The 12,347-nt window shown below is 71.7% G+C and carries 11 protein-coding genes; 5 read left to right on the top strand and 6 right to left on the bottom strand.

Annotation, left to right across the window (positions count from 1 at the left end):
* Window positions 1-237: 237 nt before the first annotated feature.
* Window positions 238-729 (bottom strand): N-acetyltransferase family protein, encoded by a 492-nt coding sequence (locus tag AB0J74_RS03130; RefSeq protein WP_363443706.1) that lies wholly within the window; start codon window positions 727-729, stop codon window positions 238-240.
* Between the two features lie 144 nt (window positions 730-873).
* On the opposite strand from AB0J74_RS03130, the gene AB0J74_RS03125 reads away from it, so the two are divergent.
* The gene (locus AB0J74_RS03125) at window positions 874-2,040 is read left to right on the top strand and encodes an acyltransferase (protein WP_363443703.1); all 1,167 of its coding nucleotides are present in this window, start codon (window positions 874-876) and stop codon (window positions 2,038-2,040) included.
* 1 nt (window position 2,041) lies between these two features.
* Here AB0J74_RS03125 and AB0J74_RS03120 read toward each other — a convergent pair whose 3' ends face one another.
* Complete coding sequence (locus AB0J74_RS03120) at window positions 2,042-2,659, bottom strand: sigma-70 family RNA polymerase sigma factor (protein WP_363443701.1); 618 nt, start codon at window positions 2,657-2,659, stop codon at window positions 2,042-2,044.
* 85 nt (window positions 2,660-2,744) lie between these two features.
* Here AB0J74_RS03120 and AB0J74_RS03115 point away from each other — a divergent pair, with 85 nt between their 5' ends.
* The 3 genes from AB0J74_RS03115 (at window position 2,745) to AB0J74_RS03105 (ending at window position 6,935) form a co-directional block, all read left to right on the top strand.
* The gene (locus tag AB0J74_RS03115) at window positions 2,745-3,473 is read left to right on the top strand and encodes a zf-HC2 domain-containing protein (protein WP_363443699.1); all 729 of its coding nucleotides are present in this window, start codon (window positions 2,745-2,747) and stop codon (window positions 3,471-3,473) included.
* Window positions 3,474-3,514: 41 nt separating this feature from the next.
* Window positions 3,515-4,831 carry a DUF1254 domain-containing protein gene (locus AB0J74_RS03110; protein WP_363443696.1) on the top strand — a complete coding sequence of 439 codons (1,317 nt, stop codon included), beginning with the start codon at window positions 3,515-3,517 and terminating at the stop codon, window positions 4,829-4,831.
* Between the two features lie 85 nt (window positions 4,832-4,916).
* Entirely contained in the window at window positions 4,917-6,935 is a 2,019-nt protein-coding gene (locus AB0J74_RS03105; RefSeq protein WP_363443694.1) for a PAS domain-containing protein, read from the top strand.
* Window positions 6,936-6,940: 5 nt separating this feature from the next.
* Here AB0J74_RS03105 and nhaA read toward each other — a convergent pair whose 3' ends face one another.
* The 4 genes from nhaA to AB0J74_RS03085 all read right to left on the bottom strand — a co-directional run bounded on the left by nhaA (window position 6,941) and on the right by AB0J74_RS03085 (window position 11,468).
* Window positions 6,941-8,332, bottom strand: coding sequence for a Na+/H+ antiporter NhaA (nhaA, locus tag AB0J74_RS03100; RefSeq protein WP_363443691.1), 1,392 nt, complete (start codon window positions 8,330-8,332; stop codon window positions 6,941-6,943).
* Window positions 8,333-8,334: 2 nt separating this feature from the next.
* The gene (locus tag AB0J74_RS03095) at window positions 8,335-8,841 is read right to left on the bottom strand and encodes a thioredoxin domain-containing protein (protein ID WP_363443688.1); all 507 of its coding nucleotides are present in this window, start codon (window positions 8,839-8,841) and stop codon (window positions 8,335-8,337) included.
* A gap of 51 nt (window positions 8,842-8,892) precedes the next feature.
* Complete coding sequence (locus AB0J74_RS03090; RefSeq protein ID WP_363443685.1) at window positions 8,893-9,870, bottom strand: aldo/keto reductase; 978 nt, start codon at window positions 9,868-9,870, stop codon at window positions 8,893-8,895.
* A gap of 110 nt (window positions 9,871-9,980) precedes the next feature.
* Window positions 9,981-11,468, bottom strand: a complete 1,488-nt coding sequence (locus AB0J74_RS03085) for an APC family permease (RefSeq protein ID WP_363443682.1) — start codon at window positions 11,466-11,468, stop codon at window positions 9,981-9,983.
* A gap of 214 nt (window positions 11,469-11,682) precedes the next feature.
* Here AB0J74_RS03085 and AB0J74_RS03080 point away from each other — a divergent pair, with 214 nt between their 5' ends.
* Entirely contained in the window at window positions 11,683-12,327 is a 645-nt protein-coding gene (locus tag AB0J74_RS03080) for a GPP34 family phosphoprotein (RefSeq protein ID WP_363443679.1), read from the top strand.
* The last annotated feature ends 20 nt before the right edge of the window (window positions 12,328-12,347 follow it).

The following is a 12,347-nucleotide window of genomic DNA, read 5'->3' as shown; positions in this document are numbered from 1 at the left end:
CCCGTCCGCGACGCCCTCGTGGCCGTCGAACGCGGCCTGCAAGCCCCGTCCGCGACGCCCTCGTGGCCGTCGAACGGGGCCTGCAAGGGCCGTCCGCGACGCGCTCGTGGCCGTCGACGAGTGGGCGAGCTACGCGAACACCGGTTTCCGGCCGGCTGCGGCCACAAGAGACGCCAGACCGGCGATGCGGGGCGCGGCCGGCGGCGCAACGGGCCAGGCCACCCGGACCGGAGCCGGTTAGTTGACCACCTTGCTGCGGCGTTCCACGAGGACCACGTCGCGCCATTCGCCGTCGCGGCGGGCGACGCGTTCGCGGGTGCCGACGACGCGGAAACCGGCGGCGGCGTGCAGGCGCAGGCTGGCGATGTTGGCCGGGAAGACCCCCGACTGGATCGTCCAGATGCCCGCTTCCTCGGTCGACGCGATCAGGGCGCCGAGCAGGCTCGACCCCACGCCGTTCCCCCGCGCGGCGGGGTCGACATAGACGCTGTGTTCGACCACGCCCGCGTAGGCGGCGCGGGTCGAGACCCGGGAGACCGCCACCCAACCGACGATCGCGCCGTTGAGCAGAGCGACAAAGCGGTGCGAAGGCAGACGCGAACCGTCGAACGCGGGCCATTCCGGTGCTTCCGTCTCGAAGCTGGCCAGGCCGGTATCCAGCCCATCCTGATAGATGCGCCGGGCGGCGGGCCAATCGACAGACGTCATCGGACGGATCGTCGCGCTCATGGCCACCGAGCGTATCGGGACAAACCGTGTGAGCGGTTGTCGCCATAGCGTGACGAACGGCACGCTGACCCTTCGGGTGTCCCCCATGACGGTTCCTGGGTGGCAATCTTGAATGTGCGGCATTGTTCTGGAGAGGGGGTCCGGATGGCCACGATGGCTTCGGCTACGCGGGTCGAACGGCTTCCGCATGTCGACAACCTGAGGGCCGTGATGGTCGCCTGGATCATCGGCGGCCACGCGCTGCTCGGCTACTCGGCGGTCGGGGGGTGGCCCTACGACGAGGTCAAAGAGTCGACGTTCCATCCGAAATCAGAACTCGCCATGGCCGTCGTCGTCGGACCGACGGCCCTTTTCGTGATCGGGACCTTCTTCTTCATCGCCGGGCTGTTCGCGCCCGCCACGATGGCCCGGAAAGGGCCGGGCAGGTTCGCGAGCGACCGGGTCGTACGACTAGGCGTGCCTTTTCTCCTTTTTGTTCTGCTGGTCTGGCCGCTTTTCATGTGGTTCGCCTATCTGGCGGCCGGTTACCGGGTCTCGTTCTGGTGGGAGTTCACCCACCGGCACCCGTTCCTCGACTCCGGCCCGCTGTGGTTCGCCGAGATCCTGCTCTACGTCTCGCTCGCCTACGCCGCCCTGGTCTGGGCCAAGGACCGCGCCCGCGCCGACGGGCAGGCCGAGGACGAAGGGCCCGCGGAGATCGGCCCCCGGCAACTCGCCACGCTGGTCGCGCTCGTCGCGGTCGCGTCGTTCATCGTGCGGCTCTGGTTCCCGGCGCAGAGCAAGCAGATCCTCGACCTGCACGTCTGGCAGTGGCCGCAGTGCGTGGCCATGTTCGGCCTGGGTGTGGCCGCGGCCCGGTTCGGCTGGGCCAAGCGGGTGCCCGAGCGGCTGCGCCGCGGCTGCGGCGCCGTCGTGGTGATGACCGTTCTGGCGCTTCCGGTGTACGCGTTCACGGTCGGCATCAGCGACCTCGCCGACGACGCCAGCCCCTACCAAGGCGGCTGGCACTGGCAGGCGCTGCTGCTCGCGACCGTCGAGGCGATCCTGGTCGTCGCCGGCTCGGTCTGGGTGCTCGGCCTGGCGCAGGACCGGCTCCAGGGCGTAAGCCGCCTCTGGAAGCGCTGCGCCCGTGGCTCGTTCGCCGCGTTCGTGCTCCAGGCGCCGGTCCTGCTGTCCCTCTCGATCTTGTTGCGGCCGTTCGACCTGCCGGCCGAGGCCAAGGCGATCGCGGTCGGCGGCATCGGCATCCCGGTGTGCTTCTGGCTCGCCTGGCAGGTCATCGAGCGCACCCCGGCCGGCCGTTACCTCTGAGTCAGGACGTGGGGCGCAGGCGGCGACCGTCGCGGTCGGCCAGGGCGGCCACCAGGTCGTCGCGGGCCCGGGCGACCCGGGAGCGGATCGTGCCGACCGGGCAGCCGCAGACCTCGGCCGCCTCGGCGTAGCTCAGGCCGGCGATCTGGGTGGCCACGAAGGCCTCGCGGCGCTCAGGGTCGAGGGCGCGGACCAACTCGGTCAGGGCGAAGCCCGTCTCGAAGCCGGCGCCGCCGTGGTCGCGGGCCAACTCCGCCTCGGCGACCGGCTGCCAGTCGTCGAGCGCGGCCAGCCGGGGCCGGCGGGAGACGTAGCGGATGTGGTCGGCGCAGGCCCGCCGGGCGATGGCCAGCAGCCACGTGCGCGCGGTCGAGCGGGCGTCGAACGCCGGCAGGGCCCGCATCGCCCGCAGGTAGATCTCCTGGGTCAGGTCGTCGGCCTCACCCGGGCCGACCAGGTGCGCGACGAAACGGCGGAGTTGGTGCTGGGTCGCCTCGACGAACAGGTGCGCCGCCGCCCGGTCGCCGGCCTTCGCCGCGAGCGCCCAGCCGGTGACCTCGTCGAGGTCGTCGCCGGCGGGTTCACCGCCGCGCGGCCGGGGGGATCCGGGGAGACGCATGCCGGCAAGGCTAGCTTGTCCGGTTTAACCCGCTCACCCGGCCGTCGGTGGGAACTCGACGCGGCTCTCGCGCGACTATCTGGTTGTGGAGTGTGAGCGGATCCGGGAAATGCTGTCGGCGCGGCTCGACGGCGAAGACGCGCCGGGCGAGCGCGAACTGACCGATCGGCACCTGGCCGGGTGCCGGCACTGCGCGGCCTGGCTGGACGCGGCGGCCGAGGTGACCAGGCTGGCCCGCACGGCGGCGGTGCCGCCCGCCACGCCGGTCGACCTCGCGCCGGCCCGACCACGCAGGCCGCGGTTGGCGATCGGGCTGCGGGTGGCGCTGGCCGCGATCGGCCTGGCCCAGTTCCTGCTCGGCGCCGCCCAGGTCGCCGGGCTCGGCCGCGACGACCACGCGCACGACGCGGTGCTCGGCGCCGGGCACCTCTGGCACGAGTCGGCGGCCTGGAACCTGGCCCTCGGCGCGGGCTTCGCGTTCGTCGCGCTGCGCCGCACCCGACCAACCGGCCTGCTGCCCACGCTGACCGCCTTCGTCGGGGTGCTCACGCTGCTCTCCGCCGGCGACATCGTCGACGGCCGGGTGGCGGCCGGCCGGCTGGCCAGCCACGCCTTCCTGATCGCCGGCTGGCTGGTCACGCTGGCCCTGTCCCGCCCGGCGCTCGACCCGGGCGAGCCGCCGGCCCGGGGCACCACCCGCCGCTGGAGCGTGTCGTTCGACCAGGAGCCGGCCGCGAGCGGGCCGCCCCGGTTGCGCCTGGTCGGCGGTGGCGCCACGGCGAGCGTGGTGACCGCGCGGCGCGAGGCCGCCTGAACACGACAAACCGGGCCGCTGCCGGCACTAGCCTCGGAGATATGGACCGCACCCGGCTGGCCGCCGATGCCTACGTGTACGGGTACCCGCTGGTCGCGTGCCTGACCGAGATCGGCCGGTTCACCCGCGAGGGGATGGGCCCGGTGCCGGCCACCCCGTTCAACGCGTTCGGCCACGCCCACCGGCTGGCCGGCCCCGACGACGCGTTCGTCAGCGTGAACAACGACACCGTCTACTCGGTCGCGCAGGTCGACGTCGGCGGCGGCGCGGTCCGGCTGAGCGTGCCGGACACCGGCGGCGCCTACTACGTGCTCCAAGTGGTCGACGCCTGGACCAACAACATCGCGTACGTGGGCCGGCGCGCGACCGGCACCGGCGCCGGCACGTTCCTGATCGCGCCCCGTGGTTACACCGGCGAGGTGCCCGACGACGCGACCGTCATCCCGGCCTCGACCGGGGTGCTCGCCATCGTCGGGCGGCTGGCCTGCACCGGGCCCGACGACCTGCCCCGGGTCGAGCGGCTGCAGAAGGGCCTGCGGCTGCACGCGGCCACCCCGGCGGCCCGTCCCCCGCTGCCGGGGATCGCGGCGACCGGCGTACCGGGGGACCTGATGTTCTTCGAGCACCTGCGGGTCTGGATGGCGGCGTTCCCGCCCGCGGTGCCGGACCGGGCCTATCAGGAGCGGTTCCGGCCGATCGGGCTGCTGGACGCCGATCCGCCTTATGCCGATCCACCCGCCGACCTGGCCGAGGCGCTGGTCGAGGGCGCGGCCCAGGGGCTGGCGCGGATCGAGGAGGCGTCCCGGGCCGCGCACACCGTCGCCGGCTGGCAGCTCGCGCCGCACGCGTTCGACTACAACGTCGACTTCCTCGGCCCCGGGACCCTGGACAGTCCACGGTGGAAGATGGCCGACCGGGTGAGCGGCTACCTGGCGCGGGCGGTGGCGGCGCGGGTCGGGCTGTGGGGCAACCACGGCTACGAGGCGGTGTACGCCCCGGCCTACGTCGACGCCGACGGTGCGCCGCTGTCCGGTTCACACGCCTACGAGCTCCGGATGCCGGCACCCGTGCCGGTGGACGCGTTCTGGTCGCTGACCATGTATGACATGCCGGACTATTACCTCGTACCGAACGCTATCGATCGCTATTCGATCGGCGACCGCACCCCCGGGCTGCGTCCCGAACCCGACGGGTCCGTCACCCTGCGGGTGAGTCATGCGCCGCCCGCCGACGGCGACACGGCCAACTGGCTGCCCGCCCCGCCCGGCGCGTTCCGCCCGCTCATGCGCCTCTACCAGCCAAGATCCGAGATCCTCGACGGTTCGTACGCGCTGCCTCCGTTGATCCGTACCGGCTAGTGCGCGCAACGGCCCTCTTCCGCACAGCGGACCCACAGGTGAAGATGGGGTGTCCACCCCCGACGCCGCGCCGGAACGGAGCACCATGGCCAGACGCGCTCTGGCGTTCGCCGGTGCGGCCACCATCGCGCTCGGGGCCGCGATCCTCGTCTTCCCCGCCCAGGAGGGCCTCTTCTGGGCCGTCGCCGGCGTGCTGTCCACCGCCGGCATCCTGTTCGGCATCCGGCAGCACCAGCCGGCCCGCCGCGCACCCTGGATCGTGCTGGCCGCGGCGGTGGCCGCCCTCGGCGCCGGTGACACCGCCTACGACGTCGGCCACCAGCTGTCCGCCAACGGCCGCTTCTGGCTGGTCATCGCCGAGATCTGCTACCTGACGCTGTTTCCGCTGCTGGCCTATGCACTGCTCGGGCTGACCCGCACCAGCGCGGCGCTGCGCGGCCGGTCCACCGTGGTCGACCTGCTGTCCCTCATGGTCGCCGCCGGCCTGGTGGGCTGGACGCTGACCGCCGGCCCGCTGGCCGCGTCGTCACCCTGGCCCCTGTTCGACCGTTCGCTCGCCGCCGCGCATGTGCTCGGCTCGATGGTCGTCGTGGTGGTGACCGCCGCCCTGGTGGTGGCCACCCGGGCGCGCAACGCCTCGGCGATCCTGCTCGCCGTCGGCGCGCTCGGCCTGCTGGCCTCCGACTCGCTCGACGCGTTCGCCGCGTTGCACAGCCCATTGCCCGGCGGCAACCTCTGGGAGCTGGGTTACCTGGTCGGCTACGGCGCGTGGGGCGCCGCCGCGCTGCCGGCGTCGATGGCCCGGCTGACCCAACAGGTCGAGCCGCGGGTCGACACCGGGCGCGGCCTGGGCGTGCTGCCGCTGCTGGCGATCGCCCTGACCGGCCCGGCGCTGTTGCTGATCTCCGACGCCGGCGACGTCACCGTGGTGGCGATCGGCTCGGCCCTGATGACCGTGCTGGTGGCGACCCGGCTCAGCGACGCGCTGACCGCACAGCGCCGCGCGGTCGAGCGTGAGCGGCTGCTCCGGCACGCCTGCGGCGAACTGGTCGCCGCCGCCGACGCCGAGGCGGTGGCCGCGACGCTGGTCGCCGGCATCGACCGGCTGCTGCCCCGGGCCGAGCCGCACCGGGTCATCTTCATCAGCCTCGCGGCGCCGGCGACGGCCGACGAGACGGTGCCCCTTTCGGGCGTGGCCGCGGCGGTCGACTCGCCGCGACTGCCCAGCGCCTGGCGCGACGCCAGCGAGGAGACCGCCGACCTGACACTCGCGGCCGAGCGGCGGCACGCCGGGCCGAGCCGCACCGCGGCGGTTCCGGGGCCGATCATCGGCCGGGTCGACATGGCCGACGCGATGGCCTGGCGACCCCTGGTGGTGCTCGACCACCAGCCGCCCGCGGCCGCCGGCGGCCGGCGCAGCCGGCTGAGCGCCACCCGCCTGCTGCACCCCGACCTGCGCGGGCCGCTGGCCGGGATGCCGGCCACCCTGGTCGCCTCGCTCGCCGCCGAGCAACCGGGCCGGCACCGCAACCCGGTCAACGCCGTCGCGATCGGCGGCGAGCACTCAGTGCTCGCCGGGCTCCAGGACACCCTCGAGGTGCTGGCCAGCCAGGCCGCCCTGGCGCTGCGCCGGCTCGGCCACACGGTGGAGAACAACCGGCGCGAACGCGACGCCTACCTGAGCGCGGTCAGCGAGCGCACCGCCGACGTGGTGATCCTGCTCGACGCCGACGAGTGGATCCGCTACGCCAGCCCGTCGATGGCCGACCTGCTCAAGGTCTCGGTGCCGATCTTCTCGACCTGGCGCGACATCGTCCACCGCGACGACCACGGCCAGGTGGAGAACACCCTCGACCGGGCCCGGTCGGCGTTCGACGGCAGCGGGGTCAACACCGAGTGGACGCTGCGCCGCTCCGACGGCTCCTGGATCCAGGTCGAGGTCAACTGCCGCGACCTGCGCAACCACCCGGCCGTGCAGGGCCTGGTGCTGACCCTGCACGACGTCACCCCCGACCGCCGGGTCGACCTGCCCTCGACGTTGCGCCGGCTCGACCGCTCGGCGCCGGGTCGCAACCGCCGCAGCGTCTGGCGCCGGTTCGGGTAGGGCACCTAGGGGCGGGTGGGGTCGCGCCACGGTCCTGACGGCAGGTCCGGGATCGCGGTGTCGTCCTCCACCATGCACAGCGGCAGCCGCTCGCCCAGGTAGCGCAGGGCCAGCGAGCCCACCACCGCCGCCACCACCGAGCCGGCCAGCACGCCGAGCTTGGCGTCGTCGATCAGCACCGGGTCGTCGAACGCCAGGTCGGTGATGAACAGGCCGATCGTGAAGCCGATCCCGGCCAGGGCCGCGCCGCCGATCAGGTGGCCGTAGCGGACCCGGCCGGGCAGCTCGCCGATCCCGGTCCACAGCGCCAGCGAGGTGCCCAGGGTGATGCCGACGGTCTTGCCGGCGACGAGCGCGACCAGCACGCCGATGGTGACCGGCGACGTGGCGGCCCGGGACAGGCTCTCCTGGTTGATCACCACACCGGCGTTGGCGAGGGCGAAGACCGGCACGATGACGTACGCGCTGAACGGGTGCAGCACGTCCTGCATCCGGTCGTTCGCCGGCACGGTGGCGCGGGCGGCCTGCACGGTCAGCCGGGCGCGTTCGGCCGAGGCCCGTTCGATCAGGCCGCGGCCGTAGAAGCGCAGGAACTCGAGCAGTCGCGGGTCGACCGGCGTCGCCGGGACCACCAGGCCGATCACGACGCCGGCGAGCGTCGGGTGGATGCCGGACTCGTAGACCGCGAACCAGAGGGCGATGCCGACGAAGGCGTACCAGCGCAGCTGCCAGACCCCGATCCAGCGCAGGCCGAGCAGGAGGACGCCCAGCGCGATCGCGACGACCAGCGGCACCATCTTCAGGTCGGGTGTGTAGAAGATGGCCATCACCAGGATCGCCACGATGTCGTCGACGATCGCCAGGGTGAGGAAGAACAGCCGCAGTTGGTCGGGGCAGCGCGGGCCGAAGAGCGCCAGGATGCCGAGCAGGAACGCGGTGTCGGTGGAGATCGGGATGCCCCAGCCGTGCTCCGACGGGGTGCCCGAGTTGAACGCGTAGTAGACCAGCGCCGGCACGATCACGCCGCCGGCGGCGCCGAACACCGGTGCCAGCACATATCGGCCGCGGCGCAGTTCGCCGACGGTGACCTCGCGGTTGATCTCCAGCCCGACGGTGAGGAAGAAGATCGCCATCGCCGCGTCGTTGATCCAGTGCCGCAGGTCGAGGGTGATCCCCCACTCGCCGAGCTGGAGGGACGCCTCGGTCGTCCAGACCCACTCGTAGTGCCCGCCCGGGATGTTGGCCCAGACCAGGGCCGCGACCGCGGCGGCCAGCAGCAGCAGGCCACTGCCGGCCTCGGTGTTGAGGAACCGGGTGACCGGTTGCGGCACCAGCGGCAAGGCGCTCGACAGCCGGTTGCGCGGACCCGGCCGCGGCGGCAACGACGCCGTGCTCACCCCTAACGACCGAGCCCGAGCGTGCTGCGCAAGGCGCCGAGCTCGACCCGCCCTTCGTAGAGGCGGCCGTCGATGAACAGGGTGGGCGTGCCCCGGGCGCCGTCGGCCACGCCGGTCGAGTAGTCCGCCGCCACGAACGGCTGGAACCGTTGCGCGGGCTCGCCGACCACCGACTCCGGGTCGGGCACACCGGCCTCGGCCGCGTACGCCGCCAGGTCCGGGTCGGTCAGCCGGGCCTGGTGCTTGAACATCAGGTCGTGCATGGCCCAGAAGTGCTCGCCGGACGCCTCCGACGCCAGGGCCGCGGTCAGCGCGTAGGGATGCTTGGTGAACACCGGGAAGTGCCGGTAGACCAGCCGGACCCGGCCGTCGGAGCCGTCGATCAGCTTGCGCAGCACGGGGAAGGCCGCGCCGCAGTACGGGCATTCGAAGTCGCCGTACTCGATGACGGTGATCGCCGCGCCGGGGTCGCCGTAGACGTGGCGGTCGAGATCGATGGCGTCACTCACCCGTTCGATCGTGCCACCCACGGCGACCCCAGGTGCGGAGATCCGCAAACCTCAGAAGCCCTCGGGGGCGTGTGGCGCGTAGTTCTCCTCCAGGAGGGCGATCTCCTCGTCGGTCAGTTCGACGTCGAGGGCGGCCACCGCGTCGGTCAGGTGGTGTTCCTTGGTCACGCCGACGATCGGAGCGGTCACCGCCTCCTTCGAGGCGACCCAGGCGAGCGCCACCGCCGCTCGGGAGACGCCGCGGTCCTGTGCCACCGACGCCACCGCCTCGACGATTTTGCGGTCGGCGTCCTGGGACTGGCGGTAGAGCGTGGAACCGAAGCGGTCGGTGCGGGCACGTTCGGTCGTCGCGTCCCAGTCGCGGGTCAGCAGGCCGCGGGCCAGTGGGCTCCACGGGATCACCCCGACGCCCTGGTCGAGGCAGTACGGGAGCATCTCCCGCTCCTCCTCGCGCATCAGCAGGTTGTACTGGTTCTGCATGGCGACGAAGCGGGTCCAGCCGCCGAGGTCGGCGGCGTGCTGCATGCGCGCGAACTGCCAGGTCCACATCGACGAGGCGCCCAGGTAGCGCACCTTGCCGGCCCGGACCAGATCGTGCAGCGCCTCCATGGTCTCCTCGACCGGCGTGTGCGGGTCGAAGCGGTGGATCTGGTAGAGGTCGATGTAGTCGGTGCGCAGGCGGCGCAGGCTCGCGTCGACCTGGGTCAGGATGGCGCCGCGGGACAGGCCGCCGCCGTTGGGGCCTTCCGACATCCGGCCGTGCACCTTGGTCGCGATGACCACCTCGTCGCGGCTGGTGAACTCGCCGAGAAGTTGGCCGACGATCTCCTCGCTGGCGCCCAGCGAGTAGACGTTGGCCGTGTCGAACGTGGTGATCCCGGCGTCGAGCGCCTGCCGGATCAGCGGCCGCGAGGCGTCCAGGCCGATGCTCCAGGCATGGTGGCCGCGTTGGGGGTCGCCGAAGCCCATGCAGCCGAGCACGACCTTCGAGACGACCAGGCCAGAAGAGCCGAGGCGGGTGTATTCCATGGCGGCACTCCGTTCACCGAGGGGAAACTCGATGTGGAGGCTACTCCGGAACGACGCGGCGCCCGCGCGGCCCAAGGGCCGCGCGGGCGTGCGTCACACGTTGACCCGGCTCAGTGCACCGGCACGTAGTCGGAGTCGGAGCCCGCGTCGTCGGCCGTCAACGGCTGGCCGACGGTGCGACCGATGCCCTCGTAGACCTCGGGCCGCGACGACTTGAGCAGACCACCCCAGATCAGGCCGATCAGCGCGGCGGCGCCGATCAGACCGGGGAGCAGCCACCGCAGGTAGCCCGGAGCGTCGGGCGCCAGCAGGTAGTTGAAGTTGACGACCAGCGTCACCAGCAGCGCGGTCAGCAGGATCGTCGCCAGGGTCGGTGCGACCCGACCCTGCCAGGCCGACTCGTCAGCCCGGCGGACCCGGAAGTAGCCGACCACGGACGCCGAGGTCGCCGCCATCAGCAGCACGACGCCGACCGCGGAGACGCCCGAGAGCCAGGTGAACAGGTCGATCACCGGGTCTTTGCCGGCGGCGATGAAGCCGAGCAGCACGACGACCGCGATGACCGACTGGGTCGCCGAGCCGGCGATCGGAGCCATCGTGCGGCGGCTGGTGCGGCCCAGGAACTGCGGCAGCACCCGCTCGCGGCCGAGGGCGAAGAAGTAGCGCGCCACTCCATTGTGGAACGAGAGCAGAGCGGCGAACACGCTGGTGAAGAACAGGACGTTGGCGATGTCGGTGACCGCGTTGTTGGTGTATTGCGCCAGCGTGCCGAACACCACGCCCGGGCCGTTTTCGACCGAGGCCTGCTGGGCGTTGTCGGGGCCGACGACGACCTGCAGTGCCCACGCCGAGATGGCGTAGAAGACACCGGTGAACAGCACGGCCAGGAACGTGGCCCGGGCGACGGTGTGCCGCGGGTCCTTGACCTCTTCGCTGTAGATGGCGCCGGACTCGAAGCCGGTGAACGCCGCGATGGCGAACGCGAACACGGCACCGAAGCCGCTGGTGAACAGGTTGCCCGGGTCGAAGCCGGCCATCGAGACGCTGTCGCCGGCCGGGTGGCCGACGGCGACGAGGTCGAACACGGCGGTGGCGATGATCTCCAGGATCAGCATCACGGCGAGGACGCTCGCGTTGAGGTCGACCCGCAGCATGCCGAGGATGCCGATGATGAGCCAGCCCAGCAGGGCCCAGACCCACCACTTCCAGTCGAGGCCGAACTTCTCGCTCATGAAGCCGCCGACGACGTATCCGAACAGGCCGTAGAGGCCGATCTGGATGGTGTTGTAGGCGGTCAGGGCGACGAACGAGCCGCCGACGCCGGCGGGGCGGCCGATGCCCTGCGCGATGTAGGAGTAGAACGCACCAGCGTTGGCGACGTGGCGGCTCATCGCCGCGTAGCCCACGGCGAAGATGCCCAGGATGATCGCGATGACCAGGAAGGACAGCGGCACACCCTTGTTGCCGGTGACCGCGAACATGGTGGTGACACCGCCACCGAGCACCGTCAGCGGCGCCGATGCCGCGACGACAAAGAAGAACAGGTGTACGACACCGAGTCGTCGCCTGGCTAGAGTTCCTGCGAGCTGTTCGGACACTGGGGGGTTCCTCGATTCAGAGGGTCTTTGATCGGTTTCGCGACGCCCGATCGTACGACCACGCACTCTTCCACTCAAGACTGTGGAGGGTCCTTATCGAAGGATCACAACGGTTGAATGCACCTCAAGATCGGCGTACTCTTTGCACGCACAAAATCGGCGCTCCCTCCCGTCGCCGGTTCCCTCATCGACCCCCCACACTCTGCCTGAGGTTATGAGCGACTTAGGGCTTGCCGACGAACTCTTCATGGTCGGACACAACGAATACACCGGCAAGACAGTCATCAACGCCGAGATGCTCGACGCCGGCCTGGCCGGCGCCGCTCTCGCGGAGCTGATCCTGCAGAGGCGGGTCACGGTGGTCGCGGGCAAGCTCGCCGTCGACGACCCCCGCCCCTGGGGAGACCCGGTGACCGACGTCGTGCTGCGCGAGATCCACAGCAGAGGGAGCGAGTTCGTCCCGCGCGCCTGGGTGGAGCACCTGCGCAGCAACGTCGGCGAAGTGGTCGCGCAACGCGTCGTCGCCGCGGGGATGGTCCGTCGCGACGAACAGCGTTCTGGGCTGTCCAGGAAGCTTACTGTGCGTTACCCCGCGGTCAACGCATTGACGGCAACGAGGCCGCTGGTGCGACTGTCCTACTACCTACAGCGACCGGCACAGATCGACGCGCAGACGGCCACCCTCGCCGCTCTCGTGCGGGCCGCTGGCCTCGAACAACGCATCATGCTCGAGTGGAGCAGGCAAGAGGTGTCAGACAGCATCGGCGCGATCGTCGCGCGGTTGCCGGCTCCGCTGCGTGACGTCATCACCGGCGTCGAAGGCGCGGTCGCCGCGATGGCGGTCATCACTCGCCGTTAACGTTAAATAATTGTTTCGGG

The sequence above is a fragment of the Asanoa sp. NPDC049573 genome, from assembly GCF_040676615.1.
In the GTDB taxonomy this organism is placed as follows: Bacteria; Actinomycetota; Actinomycetes; order Mycobacteriales; family Micromonosporaceae; genus Asanoa.
The sequence above is the reverse complement of the archived record's forward strand: the minus strand, read 5'-3'. Positions and strand labels throughout refer to the sequence as shown.

Excerpts from the sequence above, each read along its gene's own strand:
- AB0J74_RS03120 (WP_363443701.1), bottom strand. The coding sequence starts at position 2,659 with ATGCGTCTCCCCGGATCCCCCCGGCCGCGCGGCGGTGAACCCGCCGGC.
- AB0J74_RS03080 (WP_363443679.1), top strand. The coding sequence starts at position 11,683 with ATGAGCGACTTAGGGCTTGCCGACGAACTCTTCATGGTCGGACACAAC.
- AB0J74_RS03130 (WP_363443706.1), bottom strand. The coding sequence starts at position 729 with ATGAGCGCGACGATCCGTCCGATGACGTCTGTCGATTGGCCCGCCGCC.
- AB0J74_RS03090 (WP_363443685.1), bottom strand. The coding sequence starts at position 9,870 with ATGGAATACACCCGCCTCGGCTCTTCTGGCCTGGTCGTCTCGAAGGTC.
- AB0J74_RS03105 (WP_363443694.1), top strand. The coding sequence starts at position 4,917 with ATGGCCAGACGCGCTCTGGCGTTCGCCGGTGCGGCCACCATCGCGCTC.
- AB0J74_RS03110 (WP_363443696.1), top strand. The coding sequence starts at position 3,515 with ATGGACCGCACCCGGCTGGCCGCCGATGCCTACGTGTACGGGTACCCG.
- AB0J74_RS03125 (WP_363443703.1), top strand. The coding sequence starts at position 874 with ATGGCCACGATGGCTTCGGCTACGCGGGTCGAACGGCTTCCGCATGTC.